This is a genomic window from Pseudomonas sp. 22490, from assembly GCF_052044465.1.
In the GTDB taxonomy this organism is placed as follows: domain Bacteria; phylum Pseudomonadota; class Gammaproteobacteria; order Pseudomonadales; family Pseudomonadaceae; genus Pseudomonas; species Pseudomonas aeruginosa.
On the sequence record NZ_JBQENS010000025.1, the window covers coordinates 16,987 to 37,491 of the forward strand.

The window sequence follows — 20,505 nt, forward strand, 5'->3', positions numbered from 1 at the left end:
AAACGATGAGGCACGCACGATGCGTAAATCTCTCCTGGTAATCGCGTTCGGCCTGCTGAGCGCACAAGCCGCGCTCGCCGGCGACTCCACCAAGACCGCGGTGGGCGGCGGCGTAGGCGGTGCCCTGGGCAACGTCGTGGGCGGCGCCATCGGCGGTAGCACCGGTGCCGCCATAGGCGCCGGCCTGGGTGGCGCGGCCGGCGGCGCGATGACCGCCAAGGACGGGCGCAAGACCGAAGCCGCCCTGGGTGGCGGGCTAGGCGCGGCCGGCGGTTCGGTGATCGGCAACAAGCTGGGCGGCAGCACCGGCGCGACCATAGGTGCAGGCCTCGGCGGCGCAGCGGGTGGCGCGGTCGGTAACAACCTGGGCAAGGACAACGACAGCGGTCACCGTGGCAAGAAACACCGCAAGCACAAGCATCGTTGATCGGCATGCTTGCCGAAGCTGATGTGTAAAAGCCCCGCGAACGCGGGGCTTTTACTTTCTACCGTTCGTCAGCCTTTCGGTGCCGTTTTCAACTCGTCGCGAACGATCAGGACGCCACGCGGCGCCTCGATCCCGACCCGGGCCTGGTTGCCGATGATATCGGTGACCAGGATCCGGATGCCGCCTTCGCGCAACTGCCGAATCAGTTCCTCCGCCGGGTAGTCGGCCTTGAGGGACAGGGTGATGCCTTCGCCTTCTCGGCGGGAGAGTATCAGGAAACCCATGTTCCGCGTCCTTGCCAGTCATAGCAGGGGCAAACCGGCCCCTTTGGTGAATGAAATGGTGTGGAGGGATGGTCACAGAACATTGCTCCAGCGTCGAGACTGCAAACGTTCAATCAGAAATGTCCCATCCAGCGCTTCCTGTTCGCCTCACGCCATGTCATGGATTGTCGCACCGGGCTCGCTTTGCTAGCGTGCCGGACATCAATTCCATCCGAGATTTCCAGATGCGCCCGTCGTTCGCCAGTTGGGGCCTGCTTGCCCTCCTGCTCCTGCAAGGCCCGTTGCTCCAGGCCCAGCCGCTGTCACCGGCTCTCCAGCAACTGTTGAGCCTGAGCAGCCAGCGTTTGCAACTAGCCGATCAGGTAGCCCAGAGCAAGGCCCAGTCGGGCAAGGCGGTACAGGACAGCCCGCGGGAAGAACAACAGTTGCAGATGCTCGCCGGACAAGCCGGGAGCCACGGGGTCGGCGCCGAGCAGGTGCGCCTGCTGTTCGCCGCGCAGATCGAGGCGAACAAGCTGGTCCAGTACCGCCTGCTCAGCCGGCCGCTACCGGACGCTGGCCAGGCGGTCGACCTGGAGCGCATCCGCAGCCGCCTCAATCAGCTCAACCTGGAGCTGCTGCGCGGCTACGCCCCGGCGCTCGCCGAACTGCGCCTCGACGACTGCCGGCCGAGGCTCAACCAGGCGCTGCAACGGCAGGTACGCGACGATCGCCTGGACGAGCTGCACGCCATCGCCCTGTCACGGGCGGCGGGCGATCTCTGTCACTGGGCCGCGCTCTGAAGCGCGGCCAGCGCATCGCGTAGTTCCTGCGGAATGGCCACCGGGCGGCTGCTTCGGCGCTCCACGAAGACATGCACGAAACGCCCGGCCGCGCAGGCCTCCCGCTGCCCTTCGAGGAACAAGGCCAGTTCGTACTGCACCGAGCTGTTGCCCAGGCGCGCCACCCGCAGGCCCATCTCGATCCGCTGGGGGAAGGCCACCGGCGCGAAATAGTCGCAGCTGGAACTGACCACCAGGCCGATCACTTCGCCGCCCTGGATATCCAGGCCGCCGCGCTCGATCAGGTAGGTATTCACCGCCGTGTCGAAGAACGCATAGTAGGTCACGTTGTTCACGTGTCCGTAGATGTCGTTGTCGTGCCAGCGCGTGGTGATCGGCTGGAAATGAAGGTACTGCTCGCGCAGCGGTCGCAGGGCGGTCGCCATGCCCGGTCCTCGTAGAAGGGATTCAGTATGCCGCGCGATAGATCGCCAGGGCATCCGCCTCGCCGACCTCGCGCGGGTTGTTGACCAGCAGACGCTGCTGGAGCATCGCGTCGGCGGCCAGGCGCGGCAGCATCGCCTCGTCCACCCCGGCGTCGCGCAAGCGGCTCGGCAGGCCGTTGCGCGGACTGAGCTGGGCCAGTTCATCGATCAGCTGCGCGGTAAGCGCGTCGCGATCGCCCGGACGCAAGCGGTCGCCCAGCAGCAGCGGCGCCAGCTCGGCATAGAGTCCAGCGGCAGCGGGAGCGTTGAAACGAATCACCTCCGGTAGCACCAGCGCATTGCTCAGGCCGTGGGGAATGTGGAAATGCCCTCCCAGCGGATAGGCCAGGGCATGCACCGCCGCCACCGGCGCATTGGCGAAGGCCTGCCCGGCCAGGCAGGCGCCCAGCAGCATGGCCTGGCGCGCCTCGCGGTCGCCGCCGTCGCCTACCGCGCGTTCCAGGTTGGCCGCCAGCAGGCGCAACGCCTCCCGCGCCAGCAGGTCGGACAGCGGGTTCTTCTTCAGCTTGCTGGTATAGCTCTCGATCGCATGCACCATCGCGTCGATACCGGTCGCCGCGGTGACCGCCGGCGGCAGCCCGAGGGTCAGGTCGGCATCGAGCAGCGCCAGATCGGGCAGCAGGTAGGGCGAGACCACACCCATCTTGGTGGTCTCGCCAGTGGTGACGATGGCGATCGGCGTCACCTCGGAGCCGGTCCCGGCGGTGGTCGGCACCTGGATCAGCGGCAGGCGCGGCCCGCGTGCGTTGCCGACCCCGAAGACCTCGCCGAGCCCCTGCCCTGCCTCTGGATGGGCGAGCAGCGCGATCAGCTTGGCCACGTCCATGGAACTGCCACCGCCGAAACCGATCACCAGCTCGGCAGCCATGGCCCGCGCCCGCCCGAGCGCGGCCTCGACCACCGATTCAGGCGGATCGGCGAGCACCTGGTCGTACACCTCGACGGCCAGGCCCAGGCGCGGGAAGCCGGGCAGGATCGCATCCAGCAAGCCGAGCCGGGTGATCCCCGGGTCGGTCACGATCAACACGCGGCGCGCCCTTCGCTCGCGGCAGAGTTCAGCCAGGCGGATGGCGGAGCCGACCTCGCAGAGGATCTGCGCGGTAGTGGCGAAACTGAAAGCTTGCATATCGGTCTCCCTGGGCGAGACGCCCGTCAGAACGAGAAATGCTCCTCGGGCAGGGCCATCAGGCAGTCGGCGCCGCCGAGCAAGGCTTCGCGGTGCATGCTCGCCCGCGGCAGGATGCGCCGCAGGTAGAAATCGGCGCTGCGCAGCTTGGCCCGATAGAAATCGCCCTCGCCGGAGCCGCCGTCCAGCGCTTCCTGGGCTCGTGCAGCGGCTTGCAACCAGAGGGCCGCGAGCAATACGTAGGCGCTGTACTGGAGGAAGTCCACCGAAGTGGCGCCGATCTCCTGGGGATCGCGGGCGCAGGCCTCGAGTACCTGGCCGGTGAGCTGCCGCCACTCCTCCAGGCGTTGCAGCACCGGCTCGACCAGCGGCGCCAGCGCAGCACGCCCTTGCAGCGCCTCGCTGGCCGCCGCCAGTTCGCCTTGCAGCGCCAGCAGTTCGCCGCCCTGGTCGCCGAGCAGCTTGCGGCGGACCAGATCGAGCGCCTGGATGCCATTGGTGCCTTCGTAGATCTGGGTGATGCGACTGTCGCGCATCAATTGCTCCATGCCCCATTCGCGGATGAAGCCGTGACCGCCATAGACCTGTACGCCGAGGCTGGCGACTTCCTGGCCGACATCGGTAAGGAAGGCCTTGACGATGGGGATCAGCAGCGCTGCACGGCGCGTCGCCGCGCGCCGGCCGTCAGCATCCGGATGGCCGTGTTCCAGGTCGAGCTGACGTGCGCAGCAGGCCGCCAGCATGCGGCAGCCTTCGACCAGGGTCTTCTGGGTCAGCAGCATGCGCCGCACGTCGGGGTGCACGATGATCGGGTCGGCGACCTTGTCCGGTGCCTGCGGGCCGACCAGGGCGCGCGACTGCAGGCGTTCGCGGGCGTAGCCGAGGGCGCCCTGGAAGGCCCGTTCGGCGATACCCAGGCCCTGCAGGCCGACCTGGAAGCGCGCGTCGTTCATCATCGTGAACATGCAGGCCAGGCCCTGGTTCGCCTGGCCCAGCAGCCAGCCCCTGGCGCCGTCGAAGTTCATCACGCAGGTGGAGGCGCCCTTGATCCCCATCTTGTGCTCGATGGCGCCGCACCCCAGGCTGTTGCGCTCGCCCAGGGAGCCATCGGGATTGGCGACGAACTTCGGCACCAGGAACAGACTGATGCCCTTCACCCCGGCCGGCGCGTCCGCCAGGCGCGCCAGCACCAGGTGGACGATGTTCTCGGTGAGGTCCTGCTCGCCACCGCTGATGAAGATCTTGCTGCCGCTGATCGCGTAGCTGCCGTCGGCCTGCGCCTCGGCGCGGGTGCGCAGGAGGGCGAGGTCGGTGCCGGCCTGGGGTTCGGTCAGGCACATGGTGCCGGCCCATTCGCCGCTCACCAGCTTGCCCAGGTAGTCGCGCCGCAACGCCTCGTCGCCATGCTTGTACAGGGCCAGCACGGCGCCCTCGGTCAGCCCCGAATAGACGCGGAAGGACAGGCTGGCGGCCATCAGCATCTCGTGGAAGCACGCGGAGACCATCTGCGGGAAGCCCTGGCCGCCGTACTCGGTGGGTCCGGTCATGCTCGCCCAGCCGTTCTCGCTGTACTGCCGGTAGGCTTCGCGAAAGCCGGTGGGGGTGGTCACCACGCCGTCCTTCAGCTTCGCGCCTTCCTCGTCGCTGTTGCGATTGAGCGGCGCCACCACCTGGCCGGTGTAGCGCGCGCCTTCCTCGAGCACGCCGTCGATCAGTTCGCGATCGATGCCGTTGCCCAGCAGTTCGCAATGCGCGCCGACATCGAACAGTTCATGGAGAACGAAGCGCATGTCGCGCAAGGGGGCCTGGTAATCCATCTCAGCGCGCCTCCTGCAGGTCGGCGAAGGCTCCGCCCTCGGCGGCCAGGCGCTCGACCAGGGACGCCGGCTTCCAGCGCGCGCCGTGGCGCTGTTCGAGGAAACGCAGGCGTTGCAGCAGCTCGGCCGCGCCGAGGCGATCGGCCCAGGCCATGGGACCGCCCTCCGCGGCGGGGAAGCCGTAGCCGTTCAGGTAGACAGTGTCGATGTCGGCACTACGGGCGGCGATACCCTCGTCGAGGATCTTCGCGCCCTCGTTGACCAGCGCCAGCAGGCAACGCTCGAGGATTTCCTCGTCGGCGAAATCGCGCCGCGGGTAGCCCAGCGTCTCGGCAACCCGGAGCACCAGGGCATCCACCTCGGTATCGTGCTCCGCCTGGCGGCTGCCCGGCGCGTAGCGGTAGTAGCCGGCACCGCTCTTCTGGCCGAAGCGGCCCATCTCGCAAAGGCGGTTGTCCACCTGCACGGCCGGCTGGTCCTGGCCGACCCCGGCCAACTCGCGGGCGCGCCACTCAAGGTCGATACCGACCACGTCGTACATGCGGAACGGCCCCATGGCGAAACCGAACGCCTGGAGAGCCCGGTCCACCTGGTACGGCAGGGCGCCTTCCAGCAGCATCAGGCGGGCCTCGGTGGCGTAGGGTTCGAGCATGCGGTTGCCGATGAAGCCGTGGCAGTTGCCGGCCACCACGCTGACCTTGCCCATCCGCTCGCCCAGCGCCAGGGCCGCCTCCAGCACCGCCGGCGCGGTCTGCGCGCCGCGCACGATCTCCAGCAGCCGCATGATGTGCGCCGGGCTGAAGAAGTGCAGGCCGAGCACCTGACCCGGACGCGCGGTGACCGCGGCGATGGCGTCGATGTCCAGGTAGGAGGTATTGCTGGCCAGCACCGCGGAGGGCTTCAGCGCCGCGTCCAGCTCGCGGAAGATCGATTGCTTGAGTTCCAGGTTCTCGTAGACCGCCTCGATCACCAGGTCCGCCTCGCGCATCGCGGCGAGGTGCTGGACCGGCGTGATGCGGGCGCGGCGCGCGGCCGCTTCCTCTTCGCCGATGCGCCCCTGGCGCACGTGGTGCGCGTAGGTGTCGGCCACGGCGCCGAGCGCCTGGTTGAGCATCTGCGGGTTGCTGTCCAGCCACTGCACGTCGAGACCGGCGTTGGCCAGGCACATGACGATACCGCGACCCATGGTGCCGGCGCCGATCACCGCGGCCTGGCGGAAGGAAAAGTTCTGGCTCATGGTCTTGTCCTCGTTGTAGCGAGCGCAGGAGGAACGGTGGACAAAACCTGGGGCAGTCCGACCGCACAAAAAGCGACCACTACCTTAGGGGAAGGTCGTACTATTTTTGAAATTTAGTCTTGTGATAGCTGGAATTCAGGCAGTGAATATCCAAACCTTCGACCTCAACCTGCTACGCGTCCTTGACGCGCTGCTGCGCGAACGCAACGTCTCGCGCGCGGCGGAGCGCCTGGCGCTGAGCCAGCCGGCAGTAAGCAATGCGCTGAACCGCCTGCGCGAGCTGCTCGACGACCCGCTGCTGGTCCGCGCCGGTCGTGCGATGCAGCCGACGCCCCGGGCGCTGGCGCTGGAAGCGCCGATCCGCGCGGCGCTGCGGCAGATCGAACAGAGCCTGGGCGACGGCGAGGGCTTCGATCCGGGGCGCAGCCGGCAGCGCTTCACCGTAGCGGTGACCGACTACGTCGAACTGATCTGCATGCCCGCCCTGATGCGCCGCCTGAGTGAGCGGGCGCCGGGAATCTCCATCGCCATCCAGCACCTGACCCCGACCTTGCCGGCCGAGGCGCTGGACAAAGGCGAACTGGACCTGGTGCTAGGCCGCTTCGAAAACGTCCCGGCGCGCTTCCAGCGCCGCCATTGGGCCAGCGAGACCCTGCAACTGGTCGCCCGGCGTCAGCACCCGCTGCTGGCGCAGGCTCCCGACCTGGCCACCTTCCTGGAGCTGCAGCACCTGTGGGTGCACGGCGGGCAGACCAAGGGGATGGTCGACCAGTGGCTGGGCAGCCAGGGGCTCAAGCGGCAAGTGGCCTACACCACGCCGAACTACCTGCAGGCAGCGCACATCGCCGCGTACAGCGACCTGGTCGGCGTCCTGCCGCGACAACTGGCGCACTACTTCGAACGATTGCTGCCCCTGCAATCGTTCGACCTGCCGTTCGACCTCGGCCCGTTCCACCTGGAACTGGTGTTTCTGGCCCAGCGCGAACGCGACATCGCCCTGCAATGGCTGGTCGAACAGATCCGCCAGGTCGGGGCCGCCGGACCGGACTAGGGGAATCCGGGCAGTCAGAAGCGGTCGCGAATGACCAGTTCTTCCCGCGGCAGCTTGCCGCTGCGCGGCCAGGGTTCAACGGCCTTTTTCCCGACCGCGACCATCAGGCCGATCACATGGTTGTCCGGCAGGTTGATCAGCCGGGCCACGGCATCGAAGTCGAAACCATCCATCGGACACGAATCCAGGCCCTGGCCGCGGGCGACCAGCATCAGGGTCTGCGCCAGCAGGCCGCAGCTGCGCATGGCTTCGTCGCGCTGTACCTGGGGCTTGCCGCGGTAGTAGGTGTCGATGGCGCCTGCCATGAACGCCTGTACCGCCTCGGGAGCACCGTCCCAGACCCGCTGCGCGTTGCGCTCCCAACTGTCGAGCTGGGCGCACACCACCACCAGCATCGCCGCGTCGGTGACCTGCGCCTGGTCCCAGGCCACTTCACGCAACTGCACGCGCAATTGCGGATCGCTGACCTCGACCAGCCGCACGTGTTGCAGGTTGAAGGCGGAAGGCGCATGCAGCGCCAGGTCCAGGAGATGGTCCTTCTCTTCGCGAGTCAGGCTGAAGGATGAGTCGTAGCCCTTGATGGCACGGCGACTACGAACGGCGTCTTCGATATGCATGGGGAAATCCACTGCGAGGGAACAAAGGAGCGCCCACTCTAGGGCATTGGCGAGAAGATAAACCAGACTTCAATAAATCCGACGCAGCCCCACAGCAGCTACTTACAGAATTAAGACTAGGACTATTCCTAGGAAGGAATTTTCCTAAGGAATTGTCCTATATTCCACTCCAATGCCAGCGCCTGGGAGAGGGCCCCTCCCGGGACGCACGAACGCAGAAAAATAAGGATGAACTCACGTAGGAGTAAGCTCATGAACAGGATGGGCCAACTGGCTTTGTTCGGTCTTCTTGTAGGAACTTCCAGCAACCTGTTCGCCGCCCCCGGCAGCATCAGCGGCGTCATCCGCTTCACCGGCGCCATTGTCGAGCCACCATGCTCGATGAGCGCTCCCCGCCAAGACGAAAGCAAGGGCAGTTTCCACCTCAGTGGCTGTCCCATGCAGGCGCGCACCGCGGATGTCAGCATCCGTTCGATGAAGACCGGCGAGGTGCGCCACTTGCAACCCAGCGATACGGTCATCGGTGAACGGGATTTCTCGGCGCACTATGAGCTGGCCGGAAGCGATCGCCGCTCCGGCAACTACCTGATCACCGTCACCTACCCCTGACGTTCGCCCATGAAAAAACCGCCCGAAGGCGGTTTTTTCATGGTGCCGAAACGTGGCTTACAGCTGCGGGCCGGCGGCCTTGATCGCATCGGAAACCTCGAATTTCTTGAAGTTTTCGATGAACTGCTTGGCCAGGCCCTTCGCCGCCTCGTCGTAGGCAGCCTTGTCAGCCCAGGTGTTGCGCGGGTTGAGCAGATTGGTCTCGACGCCCGGAACGGCCTTCGGCACGTCCAGGTTGATGATGTCCAGGTGCTCGGTTTCCGCGCCGATCAGCGCGCCGCTCTGGATCGCCGCGATCACGCCACGGGTGGTCGGGATGTTGAAGCGCTTGCCGACGCCGTAGCCACCGCCGGTCCAGCCAGTGTTGACCAGGTAGACCTTGGAGCCGAAGGCCTTGATGCGCTTGATCAGCAGCTCGGCATAAACGCCGGCCGGACGCGGGAAGAAAGGAGCACCGAAGCAGGTGGAGAAGGTCGACTTGATACCGCCGCCGGAACCCATCTCGGTGGAGCCGACCAGCGCGGTGTAGCCGGACAGGAAGTGGTAGGCCGCCTGCTCATTGTTCAGGATCGATACCGGCGGCAGTACGCCGGTCAGGTCGCAGGTCAGGAAGATCACCGCGTTGGGCTCGCCGCCGAGGTTCTTCTCCGAACGCTTCTCGACGTGCTCCAGCGGGTAGGCGGCGCGGCTGTTCTGGGTCAGGCTGTCATCGGCGTAGTTGGGCACGCGCTCTTCGTCGAGAACCACGTTCTCCAGCACGGCGCCGAACTTGATGGCTTTCCAGATGACCGGCTCGTTCTTCTCGGACAGGTCGATGCACTTGGCATAGCAACCGCCTTCGACGTTGAACACCACGCCCTCGCCCCAGCCGTGCTCGTCGTCACCGATCAGGTAACGGCTTTCATCGGCGGACAGGGTGGTCTTGCCGGTGCCGGACAGGCCGAAGAACAGGGTCACATCGCCCGCTTCGCCGATGTTGGCAGCGCAGTGCATCGGCAGCACGTCGCGCTCGGGCAGCAGGAAGTTCTGCACGGAGAACATGGCTTTCTTCATCTCGCCGGCATAGCGCATGCCTGCGATCAGCACTTTCTTCTGGGCGAAATTGAGGATCACGCAACCGTCGGAGTTGGTGCCGTCGCGCTCGGGCACGCATTCGAAGTTGGCGACATTGAGGACCTGCCACTCGTCCTTGCCGGCCGGGTTGTACTGCTCCGGCTCGATGAACAGGCAACGGCCGAACAGATTCTGCCAGGCGGTAGCGGTGGTCATCTTCACCGGCAGGTAGTAAGCCTCGGCGGAACCTACATGAACATGGGAAACGAAATGGTCCTGGGCGTTGTTGAACGCTTCCACGCGGGCCCACAGCGCATCGAACTTGTCGGCCGGGAACGGACGGTTGATGTTGCCCCAGGCGATCGCGTCCTTGGTGCTCGGCTCTTCGACGATGAAACGGTCGACCGGCGAACGGCCGGTGCGATGGCCGGTACGTACGACCAGCGAGCCGTTGGCGGCCAGTTCGCCCTCACCGCGGCGAATGGCTTCTTCTACCAGTTGGGCGGCGCTGATATCGGTGTACACGGCGTTGTTGGCTTGCGTCATGTGGTTCCCCGTCGGCCAGAGGCCGAGTCCTCCAAACTTCGTAGCGCTTCAAAAAACTCACTACAGGAAAAAAGTGGCGGGATTATGCCAGAAAAGCCCGCTGGATGAAAAATCGTCAGTGGCGGGTCTCGGAAGGCCCCTGGCTGCCAGCGCCAGCGAACAACTGGGCGACGTCGGAGGCGTCGAACAGGTAGCGCTGGTTGCAGAACTGGCAGTCGATGCTGATCAAGCCTTCTTCCTCCTCGAGCAGCCGCTCGCAGTCGGCCTGCCCGAGACTGACCAGGGCGTTGGCCGAACGTTCCCGCGAGCAACTGCAATGGAAGACCAGCGGTTGCGGCTCGAACAGGCGCACGGTTTCCTCGTGGTAGAGGCGGTGCAGGACGGTCTCGTTGTCCAGCGCCAGCAGCTCTTCGGCGGTCAGCGTGTCGGCCAGGGTGGTCAGGTGCTGCCAACTGGCCTCGCGGGCCTCGGGGTCCTTCAGGCGGTCGGCGGGAAGCTGCTGCAGCAGCAGGCCGCGGGCGCGGCGGCCGTTGGCGTTGAGCCAGAAACGGGTCGGCAGCTGTTCCGAGCTGGCGAAGTAGTTGGACAGGCATTCCGCCAGGTTCACCCCCTCCAGGGCGACGATCCCCTGGTAGCGCTGGCCCTTGACCGGGTCCACGGTGAGGGTCAGCACGCCTTCGGGCATCAGTTCCTGCATGCCGGCGTCGGCGCCGATGGACTCCGCCGAATAGCGGGCCAGGCCACGCACCTGGCGGTCGCTGGAACACTCCACCATCAACAGCGGAACCGCGCCGCTGGAGCGCGCCTGCAATACCAGCAGGCCGTCGAACTTGAGCGTGCCGCAGAGCAGCGAGGCCGCCGCGAGCATCTCCCCGAGCAGCTGCGCGACCGGTTCCGGATAGGGATGTTTGGCCAGCACTTCGCTGTAGCTGCGCTCGAGATCGACCATCTCGCCGCGCACGTCGGTATCGTCGAAAAGGAAACGCTGGCTCTGATCTGAATGGGACATGCGGGACACAACGCTACGAATGAGGGAATGACAAGTGAGTGACAAAGGCCTATAAAAGCGCGCTTCGTGACAGTCGTACGCCGACCCGGCGCCGATAGGGGGAAACGATTTTATGGATAATGCCTCTCCGTTCCAAGCGGCCTGGCAATGGCGCAAGTTCGCCACCTGTCATCTTCTGGCGCTCCTGCTGCTGATCCTGTGGCTCTGGGGCCCCACCCGCGAGCTGATGAACGGCTTCGACTTCTGGCTCTTCGACAAGCTCAACGGCTCCCTCGCCCTCAACGAAACCTGGCTGAAACTCTGGGGCCTGCTCAGTACCCGACCGTTCGACGCGGTGGTCGGGGTGATCCTGCTCTGCCTGCTGATTCGCGGCGACTGGCTGCTGCCGGCGAACCAGGTACGGCGGCTGACCTTCGGCTTCATCGTGACCCTGCTGATCCTGGTGGTGATCCGCGTGCTCTACGCGAAGATCGCCCACCACCTGCACTGGCAGCACGCCAGCCTGTCGATGCTGATGGACAAGGCCATCCACCTCAGCGACCACTTCCCGGACTGGGAACGCGTGTGGGAAATCAAGGACCGCTCCAAGCGCAGCTTCCCCGGCGACCACGCCTCGGTGCTGCTGGTCTGGGCGCTGTTCATGTCGCTGTTCGCTCGCCGCGCCGGGCAGTTCCTGCTGATCTGGACCCTGGCCGTGCTGTTCATGATGCCGCGCCTGGTAGCCGGCGCGCACTGGGGCCAGGACGACTACATCGGCGGCCTGCAGATGGCCCTGCTGGCCCTCGCCTGGGGCTGCTACACACCGCTGGCGGCGAAGGCCAGCGGCTGGCTGGTGCAGGTGACCGAACCGCTGTTCCGCCTGCTGGCGAAATTGCCGCTGATCGGCCGCCTCGGCGTGGTCCGCGACTCGGCCTGAGGCCATCCCGGTCTCCCCTGCGGGAGACCGGCGCTTCTCAGTCCTGGCCGCCGCGCAACTGGTGGATCTGCCGCCGCTGCTTCTTGCTCGGCCGCCCCTCTGTCTGTACGCCCAGCGCCCCGGCCTTGCGCATGGCCGCCGCGCGCTCGCGGCTTGCCACGCTGTCCGCGGTTTCCTCGTAGAGAGCCTGGGCCTCCGGCGCGCCACGCCGAACTACGGAAAGAGCGCGAATGGTCACGGTTCGCTCGTCGAAGCCCGTACGAATGGTCAACTCCTCCCCTACCCTGGGTTCCTTGCTCGGCTTGCACCGCTCGCCCCGGCAATGCACCTTGCCGCCCTCTATCGCGGCCTTGGCCAGCGCCCGGGTCTTGAAGAAGCGCGCCGCCCAGAGCCACTTGTCCAGGCGCACCTTGTCGTCGTCTTTCTCGCTCACTGGCATTTCCCGTATTCGTTCCGCCGCTGTCTCGCGACTGTCATCGACAGCCGCTAGGTTCGTCTTCGGCATCCTCGGGCAGCCGCCTGGCGGCCGCCCATAGCCCTGCTAGAATGCCGGCAAAACGCCTGGAATGCCTACCCGTGAAGACATTCGACCAGCTTTCCGTCATCGGTCTGCGCGAGTGGATCGCCTTTCCCGAACTGGGCATGGTCGGGCTGCGCGCGAAGATCGACACCGGCGCCAGCACCTCCAGCCTGCATGCATCGGACATCGTTCCCTTCGAGCGCGACGGCGAGAAGTGGGTGCGCTTCACCGCCCACCTCGGCACGCTGGTGCAGCGCCGGCACCGTTGCGAAGCGCCGATGGTCGCGCGCAAGAGCATTCGCAGCTCCAACGGCCAGGCCCAGACCCGCTACGTGATCCGCACCACCCTGGCGCTGGGCGATCGCATGTGGCCGGTAGAGTTCACCCTGGCCTGCCGCAAGTCCATGCGCTATCGCGTGCTGCTCGGCTCCAAGGCGCTGATCGCCGGGCAACTGGTGGTCAACCCGGCCCTGGCCTACGTCCAGGATCGTCCCGAGTCGCCGGCCGCCCTGCCCGCGGCGACGAGCATCGACCTGCTCGACGGGAGCCCGGTTTGAGCCATTCGCCGGCAGCACCTGTCCAACCTCCATCCATTCCCGAAACGGCCGGTCCGATGCCTGCCGCGACGACAACCCACAGCCTCGCCGCCGCTGCCCGCCAGCCGGTCCAACCCATCCACAGGTGCTGAATGAAAATCGCCGTGCTGTCGCGCAATCCCCGGCTCTACTCGACCCGTCGCCTGGTGGAGGCCGGGCGGGAGCGCGGCCATGAAATGGTGGTCATCGATACGCTGCGCGCCTACATGAACATCGCCAGCCACAAGCCGCAGATCCACTACCGGGGACAACCGCTGGAGGGCTTCGACGCGGTGATCCCGCGCATCGGCGCCTCGGTGACCTTCTACGGCTGCGCGGTATTGCGCCAGTTCGAGATGATGGGCGTGTTCCCGCTCAACGAGTCGGTCGCCATCGCTCGCTCGCGGGACAAGCTGCGCTCGCTGCAACTGCTCTCGCGCAAGGGCATCGGCCTGCCGGTGACCGGCTTCGCTCATTCCCCGGATGATGTCCCGGACCTGATCGAGATGGTCGGAGGCGCACCGCTGGTGATCAAGCTGCTGGAGGGCACCCAGGGCATCGGCGTGGTCCTCTGCGAAACCGAGAAGGCCGCCGAATCGGTGCTCGAGGCTTTCATGGGGCTCAAGCACAACATCATGGTCCAGGAGTACATAAAGGAAGCCGGCGGCGCCGACATCCGCTGCTTCGTGGTCGGCGACAAGGTGATCGCCTCGATGAAGCGCCAGGCAGCGCCCGGCGAGTTCCGCTCCAACCTGCACCGAGGCGGCAGCGCCAGCCTGATCAAGATCACCCCGGAAGAACGCATGACCGCCATCCGCGCCGCCCGCGTGATGGGCCTGAACGTCGCCGGGGTGGACATCCTGCGCTCCAACCATGGTCCGCTGGTAATGGAGGTGAACTCCTCGCCGGGCCTGGAAGGTATCGAATCCACCACCGGCAAGGACATCGCCGGGATCATCATCCAGTACCTGGAAAAGAACGGCGGCCCCCACCTGGCCAGGACGAAGGGAAAGGGGTGAGCCGGACCAGACAACGCATGCGTTGTCCCGGCCCATCGGACGCACCGCATTACGCTGGCGATCCCGGCCTCGACAGAAGGTCCATGCCACGCTTGAATGAAGCATCGCCGCAACCGATGCCGGAAACCCCGCCGACCCCTGGGCTATTCCGGCACTCGAATCCTTTCCTGACGCTTCACGGAATCGCCGCATGACCTCTCGTCCCTCCTCCGACCAGACTTGGCAGCCCATCGACGGCCGGGTGGCGCTGATCGCGCCAGCCTCGGCCATCGCCACCGACGTGCTGGAGGCGACCCTGCGGCAACTGGAAGTGCACGGCGTGGACTACCATCTCGGCCGCCACGTCGAAGCCCGCTACCGCTACCTCGCCGGGACGGTCGAGCAGCGCCTGGAAGACCTGCACAACGCCTTCGACATGCCGGACATCACCGCGGTCTGGTGCCTGCGCGGCGGCTACGGCTGCGGCCAGTTGCTGCCGGGCCTGGACTGGGGGCGCCTGCAGGCGGCCTCTCCGCGGCCACTGATCGGTTTCTCCGACATCTCGGTGTTGCTCAGCGCTTTCCACCGCCACGGCCTGCCTGCGATCCACGGCCCGGTGGCCACCGGACTCGGTCTGTCGCCGCTGAGCGCCCCCCGCGAGCAGCAGGAGCGGCTAGCCTCTCTGGCCTCGGTCAGCCGCTTGCTGGCCGGAATCGACCATGAACTCCCGGTGCAGCACCTCGGCGGACACAAGCAACGCGTCGAAGGCGCGCTGATCGGCGGCAACCTCACCGCCCTGGCCTGCATGGCCGGCACACTCGGCGGCCTGCACGCCCCGGCGGGGTCGATCCTGGTCCTGGAGGACGTCGGCGAACCCTACTACCGCCTGGAGCGCAGCCTCTGGCAATTGCTCGAAAGCATCGACGCGCGCCAGCTCGGCGCGATCTGCCTGGGCTCGTTCACCGATTGCCCGCGCAAGGAAGTCGCCCACAGCCTGGAGCGGATCTTCGGCGAATACGCCGCCGCCATCGAGGTGCCGCTCTACCACCACCTGCCCAGCGGGCATGGTGCGCAGAACCGAGCCTGGCCTTACGGGAAGACCGCGGTGCTCGAGGGAAACCGGTTGCGCTGGTAGGGACGGGGCGCGCCCTTCTCCGTAAGCGCGAGAGGGGGCGGGAAGTGCCGCTGGAACGGCACAAACCCGTCGGGTATCAGGCCGCGCCGCGCGGCAGCAGCAACCCCAGCGGCAGGCAGACCCGCGCTTCCAGGCCGCCGCCATCGCGGTTGCGCAGTTCGACGCTGCCGCCGTGCTGGGCGGCGATGCGCTTGACGATCGCCAGGCCGAGGCCGGTGCCCTTGCCGCCACGCGCCTTGTCGCCACGGATGAAGGGATTGAAGATGCTGTCCACTTCCGCGGGATCGATGCCCTGGCCGCGATCGAGCACGCTCAGCACCACGTAGGGCGCCGCGCTTTCGCCGGCCACGTAGCTGGCCACCTCCACCGAACCGCCGCCGTGGTTCAGGGCATTGTCGATCAGGTTGCCCAGCAGACGCTTCATCGACACACGCCGCAACGGCATCGCCGGTACCGGTTGCAAGGCCATGCGCACCTGCTCGCGAGTCTGGTTGAACGGCGCCACGACCTCGCGCACCAGGTCGGTCAGGTCGCCCTCCTCCACCGGCTCGTCGCGGCCGTCGCGGATGAAGGCGAGGAACTGGTCGAGGATCGCGTCCATGTCCTCGATGTCGCGGATCATGTCCTCGACCATCTCCCGTTCGCTCTCCGGCAGCAACTCCAGCGACAGGCGCAGGCGCGTCAGCGGGGTGCGCAGGTCGTGGGAGACACCGGCCAACATCAATTCGCGTTCGCGCCCGCCCTGCTCGATGTCCTCGGCCATCTGGTTGAAGGCGCGATACACCTCGGCCATTTCACTCGGCGTCTCCGGTCCCAGCGGTAGGCGCACGCTGCGCCCCTGGCCGAACTGGCGGGCGGCGACCACCAGGCGCTTGAGCGGCTGGCTGAGCTGGCGGACGAAGATCCAGGCGGCGGCGGTGGAGAGCAGGCCGATGCCGAGGAACCAGCCGAGCACGCTCCAGATCCGTTGGCCACGCAAGGGATGCGGATACAGCGGCACCGCCAGCCAGCCTTCGCCGAGGCTCGGTGCGCGCACCCAGAGCTGCGACGGCTGGTGGATACGCAGGCGGGTCTCGGTGTCCGGCCCCAGCTCCATCTGCATCTGCCGCTGGAAGATTTCCGTGTACGGCCAGTGCTGCTCGCCGGGCTGGTCGGCGCTGCTCGGCACCCAGCGCAGGCCGGAAGCCTTGGCGATGGCCGCGCGCGACTCCTCGTCGGCAGCCCAGAACGCGCGGATGGTCAGCGCCGCGCCGTGGCTGTACTGGCGGTCGACGATCACGTCCTCGTTCATCAGCAGGTAGACCAGGGTCAGCGCCTTGGAGAACAGCACGACGATCAGCACCAGCCAGAGGGTGCGGGCGAAGAAGCTTTGCGGGAACCAGAGCGGCGTTTTCATCGATCGGACCGGTTGCGCGCCGGCGGACGGGGCCGACGCCTGTTGCGGGTAAGACGACGCGGCCGGTGCATCGCTGCACCGGCCGCGCGGAGAATCAGGCCTTGTGCGCTTTGTCGTCCGGCACGAACACGTAGCCGACGCCCCAGACCGTCTGGATATAGCGCGGCTTGGACGGATCCGGCTCGATCAGCCGGCGCAGGCGCGAGATCTGCACGTCGATGGAACGCTCCAGGGCATCCCACTCGCGGCCACGGGCGAGGTTCATCAGCTTGTCCCGGGTCAGCGGTTCGCGGGCGTGCTGCACCAGGGCCTTGAGCACGGCGAACTCGCCGGTGGTCAGCATGTGTACCTCGTCGCCCTTCTTCAGTTCGCGGGTGGCGAGGAACAGCTGGTAGTCGCCGAAGGTCACCACCTCGTCGGCACCGGCAGGCGCGCCGGGCACCAGCGGCGCCTGGCGGCGCAGCACGGCCTTGATCCGCGCCAGCAGTTCGCGCGGGTTGAACGGCTTGGCCAGGTAGTCGTCGGCGCCCAGTTCCAGGCCCTGGATGCGGCTGCCCTCGTCGCCCTTGGCGGTGAGCATGATGATCGGCACCTGATTGTTCTGTTCGCGCAGGCGGCGGCAGGCAGTGAGGCCGTCCTCGCCGGGAAGCATCAGGTCGAGCACAACCAACTGGAACAGTTCGCGGGATAGAAGGCGATCCATCTGCTCGGTGTTCTCCACCGCGCGGACGCGGTAGCCCTGCTCGTCGAGGAAACGTTCGAGCAGGCGGCGCAGGCGGGCGTCGTCGTCGACGACGAGGATCTTTTCACCTTCGGCCAGGGCGGCAGGGTTCGACATAGAAACTCCCAGAATGAGTCAGGCGGGCATTATCGCCCAGGTAGCGGCTGGGCCGGACTGTCCATTGTTAGCAGATTTTTCCCCGACCAGCCGCCCTCCAACGCGAAACTTGGCAGGTATAATGCGGCGCTTTTGCGGCGGGGCGTTGTCTACACGGCCCGTTTTCGTTCGTTTTACCAGGTGGATCAATGGACAGCATCAACACCCGTATCGCCGAAGAGCTCTCCGCACTGCCCTCCGGCCGCGTTCAACCGCAGCAAGTCGCCGCTGCCGTCGCCCTGCTCGACGAAGGCTCCACCGTTCCCTTCATCGCCCGTTACCGCAAAGAGGTCACCGGCAGCCTCGACGATACCCAGTTGCGCATGCTGGAAGAGCGCCTGCGCTACCTGCGCGAACTGGAAGAACGCCGCGGCGCGATCCTCGCCAGCATCGAGGAACAGGGCAAGCTGACCCCCGAACTGGCCCGCGACATCAAGCTCGCCGACACCAAGACCCGTCTCGAAGACCTCTACCTGCCTTATAAGCAGAAGCGCCGCACCAAGGGCCAGATCGCCCTGGAAGCCGGCCTCGGCGAGCTGGCCGACGCACTGTTCGACGACCCGACCCTGGTCCCGGAAAGCGAGGCCGCGCGTTTCGTCGACGCCGAGAAAGGCTTCGCCGACGTCAAGGCGGTGCTGGAAGGCGCCAAGTACATCCTCATGGAGCGCTTCGCCGAAGACGCCACGCTGCTCGACAAGCTGCGCGTGTTCATGAAGAACGAAGCGACCCTGACCGCCCGCGTGGTCCCCGGCAAGGAACAGGAAGGCGCCAAGTTCAGCGACTACTTCGAACACGATGAGCCGCTGAAAAGCGCCCCGTCGCACCGCGCCCTGGCGATCTTCCGCGGACGCAACGAAGGCGTCCTCAGCGCCTCGCTGAAGGTCGGCGAGGAAGCGCCGGGCACCCTGCACCCATGCGAAGTCATGATCGCCGAGCGCTTCGGCCTGTCCAACCAGGGCCGCGCCGCCGACAAGTGGCTGGCCGAGGTGGTGCGCTGGACCTGGAAGGTCAAGCTCTATACCCACCTGGAAACCGACCTGTTCGGCGAGCTCCGCGACGGCGCCGAGGACGAGGCGATCAGCGTGTTCGCGCGCAACCTGCACGACCTGCTGCTGGCCGCCCCGGCCGGCCCGCGCGCCACCCTCGGCCTCGACCCGGGCCTGCGCACCGGGGTCAAGGTCGCGGTGGTCGACGCCACCGGCAAGCTGCTGGACACCGCCACCGTCTACCCACATGCGCCGAAGAACCAGTGGGACCAGACCCTCGCCGTGCTCGCCGCGCTGTGCGCCAAGCACCAGGTCGAGCTGATCGCCATCGGCAACGGCACCGCCAGCCGCGAGACCGACAAGCTGGCCGGCGAACTGATCAAGAAGTATCCGGGCATGAAGCTGACCAAGATCATGGTCAGCGAAGCCGGCGCATCGGTGTATTCCGCCTCCGAACTGGCGGCGAAGGAGTTCCCCGAGCTGGACGTGTCCCTGCGCGGCGCCGTATCCATCGCCCGTCGCCTGCAGGACCCGCTGGCGGAGCTGGTGAAGATCGAGCCCAAGTCGATCGGCGTCGGCCAGTACCAGCACGACGTGTCCCAGCTGAAGCTGGCGCGTAGCCTGGACGCGGTGGTCGAGGATTGCGTGAACGCCGTCGGCGTCGACGTCAACACCGCCTCCGCCGCCCTGCTGGCACGCATCTCCGGCCTCAACTCGACGCTGGCGCAGAACATCGTCGCGCACCGCGACGCCAACGGAGCGTTCCGCACCCGCGACGAGCTGAAGAAAGTCAGCCGCCTGGGCGAAAAGACCTTCGAGCAAGCCGCCGGCTTCCTCCGCGTGATGAACGGCGACAACCCGCTGGACGCCTCGGCGGTGCACCCGGAGACCTATCCGCTGGTGCAGCGCATCGCCGCCGACACCGAGCGCGACATCCGCTCGCTGATCGGCGACTCGGCGTTCCTCAAGCGCCTCGACCCGAAGAAGTTCACCGACGAGACCTTCGGCCTGCCGACCGTCACCGACATCCTCAAGGAACTCGACAAGCCCGGCCGCGACCCGCGTCCGGAGTTCAAGACCGCAGAATTCCAGGAAGGCGTCGAGAGCCTCAAGGACCTCAAGCCGGGCATGGTCCTGGAGGGCGTGGTGACCAACGTCACCAACTTCGGCGCGTTCGTCGACATCGGCGTCCACCAGGACGGCCTGGTGCACATCTCGGCGCTGTCCGAGAAGTTCGTCAAGGATCCGTACGAAGTGGTCAAGGCCGGCGACATCGTCAAGGTCAAGGTCATGGAAGTGGACATCCCGCGCAACCGTGTCGGCCTGTCCATGCGCATGAGCGACACCCCCGGCGAGAAGGTCGAAGGCCAGCGCGGCGGGCGTCCCACCGGCAGCGGCCAGCCGCGCCAGGAGCGTGGCGCCCCGCGCGGACAGAGCGCGCCGCCGGCGAACAACGCCATGGCCGCGCTGTTCGCCAACGCCAAGCAACTGAAGAAGAAGTGACGGAGCCGTCCATGAGCGAGATGCCCGCCCGCGAGCAGATGATCAGCGCCTACAGCGAACTGGTCGGCCTGGACCCGGTCAGCCTCGGCGACGGCGTCGCCGAGGTACGCCTGCCGATGGCCGCGCACCTGCGCAACCGCGGCGGGGTCATGCACGGCGGCGCGCTGTTCTCGCTGATGGACGTGACCATGGGGCTGGCCTGCTCCAGTTCCCATGGTTTCGACCGCCAGAGCGTCACCCTGGAATGCAAGATCAACTACATCCGCGCCGTCGCCGACGGCGAGGTGCGCTGCGTCGCCCGCGTCCTCCATGCCGGGCGCCGCAGCCTGGTGGTGGAAGCCGAGGTGCGGCAAGGCGACAAACTGGTCGCGAAAGGACAAGGTACCTTCGCCCAGTTGTAAACCGGCGCGGCCGCCATGCGGCAGAATGGCGCGCAACGGCGATCCCGATCCGTGCCGGGCGCCCGCCTCGACGGCTCCCGCCGAAGTCGCGGCGACCGGCCCCAGGACGAAGCGAAAACGCATTTACGTCCTCCCTCTTGTAGACCGCTCGGTCC

21 protein-coding genes are annotated in these 20,505 nt (G+C 66.7%); 10 read left to right on the forward strand and 11 right to left on the reverse strand.

Annotated features, from left to right (window positions below; translation table 11 throughout):
- Positions 1-19 precede the first annotated feature (19 nt).
- Positions 20-427, forward strand: coding sequence for a glycine zipper domain-containing protein (locus tag ACTJJX_RS24245; protein WP_003100051.1), 408 nt, complete (start codon positions 20-22; stop codon positions 425-427).
- Positions 428-495: 68 nt separating this feature from the next.
- Here ACTJJX_RS24245 and ACTJJX_RS24250 read toward each other — a convergent pair whose 3' ends face one another.
- Positions 496-711 (reverse strand): carbon storage regulator, encoded by a 216-nt coding sequence (locus ACTJJX_RS24250; protein ID WP_003096222.1) that lies wholly within the window; start codon positions 709-711, stop codon positions 496-498.
- 224 nt (positions 712-935) lie between these two features.
- Between ACTJJX_RS24250 and ACTJJX_RS24255 the strand changes: the two genes are divergently transcribed.
- The gene (locus ACTJJX_RS24255) at positions 936-1,493 is read left to right on the forward strand and encodes a chorismate mutase (RefSeq protein WP_003100053.1); all 558 of its coding nucleotides are present in this window, start codon (positions 936-938) and stop codon (positions 1,491-1,493) included.
- Here ACTJJX_RS24255 and ACTJJX_RS24260 read toward each other — a convergent pair.
- From ACTJJX_RS24260 to ACTJJX_RS24275, 4 genes are read right to left on the reverse strand one after another with little or no spacing between them, the layout of a single operon-like run.
- A complete protein-coding gene (locus tag ACTJJX_RS24260) occupies positions 1,475-1,918 on the reverse strand; it encodes an acyl-CoA thioesterase (protein WP_016254019.1) in 444 nt (147 codons plus the stop codon). The genes ACTJJX_RS24255 and ACTJJX_RS24260 overlap by 19 nt on opposite strands.
- A 22-nt stretch (positions 1,919-1,940) precedes the next feature.
- A complete protein-coding gene (locus ACTJJX_RS24265) occupies positions 1,941-3,104 on the reverse strand; it encodes an iron-containing alcohol dehydrogenase (protein WP_016852237.1) in 1,164 nt (387 codons plus the stop codon).
- 26 nt (positions 3,105-3,130) lie between these two features.
- Positions 3,131-4,921, reverse strand: a complete 1,791-nt coding sequence (locus ACTJJX_RS24270; protein WP_003100059.1) for an acyl-CoA dehydrogenase C-terminal domain-containing protein — start codon at positions 4,919-4,921, stop codon at positions 3,131-3,133.
- Between the two features lies 1 nt (position 4,922).
- Positions 4,923-6,158, reverse strand: coding sequence for a 3-hydroxyacyl-CoA dehydrogenase (locus ACTJJX_RS24275; RefSeq protein ID WP_003100061.1), 1,236 nt, complete (start codon positions 6,156-6,158; stop codon positions 4,923-4,925).
- 142 nt (positions 6,159-6,300) lie between these two features.
- On the opposite strand from ACTJJX_RS24275, the gene ACTJJX_RS24280 reads away from it, so the two are divergent.
- Positions 6,301-7,209, forward strand: coding sequence for a LysR family transcriptional regulator (locus tag ACTJJX_RS24280; protein ID WP_003096239.1), 909 nt, complete (start codon positions 6,301-6,303; stop codon positions 7,207-7,209).
- A gap of 14 nt (positions 7,210-7,223) precedes the next feature.
- Here ACTJJX_RS24280 and ACTJJX_RS24285 read toward each other — a convergent pair whose 3' ends face one another.
- Complete coding sequence (locus ACTJJX_RS24285) at positions 7,224-7,826, reverse strand: nitroreductase family protein (protein WP_003100063.1); 603 nt, start codon at positions 7,824-7,826, stop codon at positions 7,224-7,226.
- Between the two features lie 252 nt (positions 7,827-8,078).
- Between ACTJJX_RS24285 and ACTJJX_RS24290 the strand changes: the two genes are divergently transcribed.
- Complete coding sequence (locus ACTJJX_RS24290) at positions 8,079-8,435, forward strand: hypothetical protein (RefSeq protein WP_003118029.1); 357 nt, start codon at positions 8,079-8,081, stop codon at positions 8,433-8,435.
- 57 nt (positions 8,436-8,492) lie between these two features.
- Here ACTJJX_RS24290 and ACTJJX_RS24295 read toward each other — a convergent pair whose 3' ends face one another.
- Positions 8,493-10,034: a phosphoenolpyruvate carboxykinase gene (locus tag ACTJJX_RS24295; protein ID WP_003109982.1), complete on the reverse strand. Its 1,542-nt coding sequence runs from the start codon at positions 10,032-10,034 to the stop codon at positions 8,493-8,495.
- 115 nt (positions 10,035-10,149) lie between these two features.
- Positions 10,150-11,043, reverse strand: coding sequence for an Hsp33 family molecular chaperone HslO (gene hslO / locus ACTJJX_RS24300; protein WP_016852238.1), 894 nt, complete (start codon positions 11,041-11,043; stop codon positions 10,150-10,152).
- Between the two features lie 112 nt (positions 11,044-11,155).
- On the opposite strand from hslO, the gene ACTJJX_RS24305 reads away from it, so the two are divergent.
- The gene (locus tag ACTJJX_RS24305; RefSeq protein WP_003096247.1) at positions 11,156-11,959 is read left to right on the forward strand and encodes a phosphatase PAP2 family protein; all 804 of its coding nucleotides are present in this window, start codon (positions 11,156-11,158) and stop codon (positions 11,957-11,959) included.
- A gap of 37 nt (positions 11,960-11,996) precedes the next feature.
- On the opposite strand, the gene ACTJJX_RS24310 is transcribed toward ACTJJX_RS24305, so the two are convergent.
- Positions 11,997-12,392 (reverse strand): RNA-binding S4 domain-containing protein, encoded by a 396-nt coding sequence (locus ACTJJX_RS24310; RefSeq protein WP_003120401.1) that lies wholly within the window; start codon positions 12,390-12,392, stop codon positions 11,997-11,999.
- 143 nt (positions 12,393-12,535) lie between these two features.
- On the opposite strand from ACTJJX_RS24310, the gene rimB reads away from it, so the two are divergent.
- From rimB to ACTJJX_RS24325, 3 genes are all read left to right on the forward strand, one after another.
- On the forward strand, positions 12,536-13,036 hold the full coding sequence (gene rimB, locus ACTJJX_RS24315) for a retropepsin-like aspartic endopeptidase RimB (protein ID WP_003096250.1): 501 nt from the start codon (positions 12,536-12,538) through the stop codon (positions 13,034-13,036).
- Between the two features lie 131 nt (positions 13,037-13,167).
- Positions 13,168-14,073, forward strand: a complete 906-nt coding sequence (gene rimK / locus ACTJJX_RS24320; protein WP_003096254.1) for a 30S ribosomal protein S6--L-glutamate ligase — start codon at positions 13,168-13,170, stop codon at positions 14,071-14,073.
- Between the two features lie 190 nt (positions 14,074-14,263).
- Positions 14,264-15,187 (forward strand): LD-carboxypeptidase, encoded by a 924-nt coding sequence (locus ACTJJX_RS24325; RefSeq protein WP_003100070.1) that lies wholly within the window; start codon positions 14,264-14,266, stop codon positions 15,185-15,187.
- A 76-nt stretch (positions 15,188-15,263) separates the two neighbouring features.
- Here the strand turns inward: ACTJJX_RS24325 and amgS are convergent, their stop codons facing one another.
- Positions 15,264-16,583 carry a two-component system sensor histidine kinase AmgS gene (amgS, locus tag ACTJJX_RS24330; RefSeq protein ID WP_003096258.1) on the reverse strand — a complete coding sequence of 440 codons (1,320 nt, stop codon included), beginning with the start codon at positions 16,581-16,583 and terminating at the stop codon, positions 15,264-15,266.
- 94 nt (positions 16,584-16,677) lie between these two features.
- Positions 16,678-17,421, reverse strand: coding sequence for a two-component system response regulator AmgR (amgR, locus tag ACTJJX_RS24335; RefSeq protein WP_440782023.1), 744 nt, complete (start codon positions 17,419-17,421; stop codon positions 16,678-16,680).
- Positions 17,422-17,609: 188 nt separating this feature from the next.
- Between amgR and ACTJJX_RS24340 the strand changes: the two genes are divergently transcribed.
- Both ACTJJX_RS24340 and ACTJJX_RS24345 read left to right on the forward strand, forming a co-directional pair.
- Entirely contained in the window at positions 17,610-19,949 is a 2,340-nt protein-coding gene (locus ACTJJX_RS24340; RefSeq protein WP_016852239.1) for a Tex family protein, read from the forward strand.
- A 38-nt stretch (positions 19,950-19,987) separates the two neighbouring features.
- Positions 19,988-20,350: a PaaI family thioesterase gene (locus ACTJJX_RS24345; protein WP_042115369.1), complete on the forward strand. Its 363-nt coding sequence runs from the start codon at positions 19,988-19,990 to the stop codon at positions 20,348-20,350.
- Positions 20,351-20,505 lie beyond the last annotated feature (155 nt).

Coding starts and splice junctions, on each gene's coding strand:
- ACTJJX_RS24245 (WP_003100051.1), top strand. CDS start 20: ATGCGTAAATCTCTCCTGGTAATCGCGTTCGGCCTGCTGAGCGCACAA.
- ACTJJX_RS24250 (WP_003096222.1), bottom strand. CDS start 711: ATGGGTTTCCTGATACTCTCCCGCCGAGAAGGCGAAGGCATCACCCTG.
- ACTJJX_RS24255 (WP_003100053.1), top strand. CDS start 936: ATGCGCCCGTCGTTCGCCAGTTGGGGCCTGCTTGCCCTCCTGCTCCTG.
- ACTJJX_RS24260 (WP_016254019.1), bottom strand. CDS start 1,918: ATGGCGACCGCCCTGCGACCGCTGCGCGAGCAGTACCTTCATTTCCAG.
- ACTJJX_RS24265 (WP_016852237.1), bottom strand. CDS start 3,104: ATGCAAGCTTTCAGTTTCGCCACTACCGCGCAGATCCTCTGCGAGGTC.
- ACTJJX_RS24270 (WP_003100059.1), bottom strand. CDS start 4,921: ATGGATTACCAGGCCCCCTTGCGCGACATGCGCTTCGTTCTCCATGAA.
- ACTJJX_RS24275 (WP_003100061.1), bottom strand. CDS start 6,158: ATGAGCCAGAACTTTTCCTTCCGCCAGGCCGCGGTGATCGGCGCCGGC.
- ACTJJX_RS24285 (WP_003100063.1), bottom strand. CDS start 7,826: ATGCATATCGAAGACGCCGTTCGTAGTCGCCGTGCCATCAAGGGCTAC.
- ACTJJX_RS24290 (WP_003118029.1), top strand. CDS start 8,079: ATGAACAGGATGGGCCAACTGGCTTTGTTCGGTCTTCTTGTAGGAACT.
- ACTJJX_RS24295 (WP_003109982.1), bottom strand. CDS start 10,034: ATGACGCAAGCCAACAACGCCGTGTACACCGATATCAGCGCCGCCCAA.
- hslO (WP_016852238.1), bottom strand. CDS start 11,043: ATGTCCCATTCAGATCAGAGCCAGCGTTTCCTTTTCGACGATACCGAC.
- ACTJJX_RS24305 (WP_003096247.1), top strand. CDS start 11,156: ATGGATAATGCCTCTCCGTTCCAAGCGGCCTGGCAATGGCGCAAGTTC.
- rimK (WP_003096254.1), top strand. CDS start 13,168: ATGAAAATCGCCGTGCTGTCGCGCAATCCCCGGCTCTACTCGACCCGT.
- ACTJJX_RS24325 (WP_003100070.1), top strand. CDS start 14,264: ATGACCTCTCGTCCCTCCTCCGACCAGACTTGGCAGCCCATCGACGGC.
- amgS (WP_003096258.1), bottom strand. CDS start 16,583: ATGAAAACGCCGCTCTGGTTCCCGCAAAGCTTCTTCGCCCGCACCCTC.
- amgR (WP_440782023.1), bottom strand. CDS start 17,421: ATGTCGAACCCTGCCGCCCTGGCCGAAGGTGAAAAGATCCTCGTCGTC.
- ACTJJX_RS24340 (WP_016852239.1), top strand. CDS start 17,610: ATGGACAGCATCAACACCCGTATCGCCGAAGAGCTCTCCGCACTGCCC.
- ACTJJX_RS24345 (WP_042115369.1), top strand. CDS start 19,988: ATGATCAGCGCCTACAGCGAACTGGTCGGCCTGGACCCGGTCAGCCTC.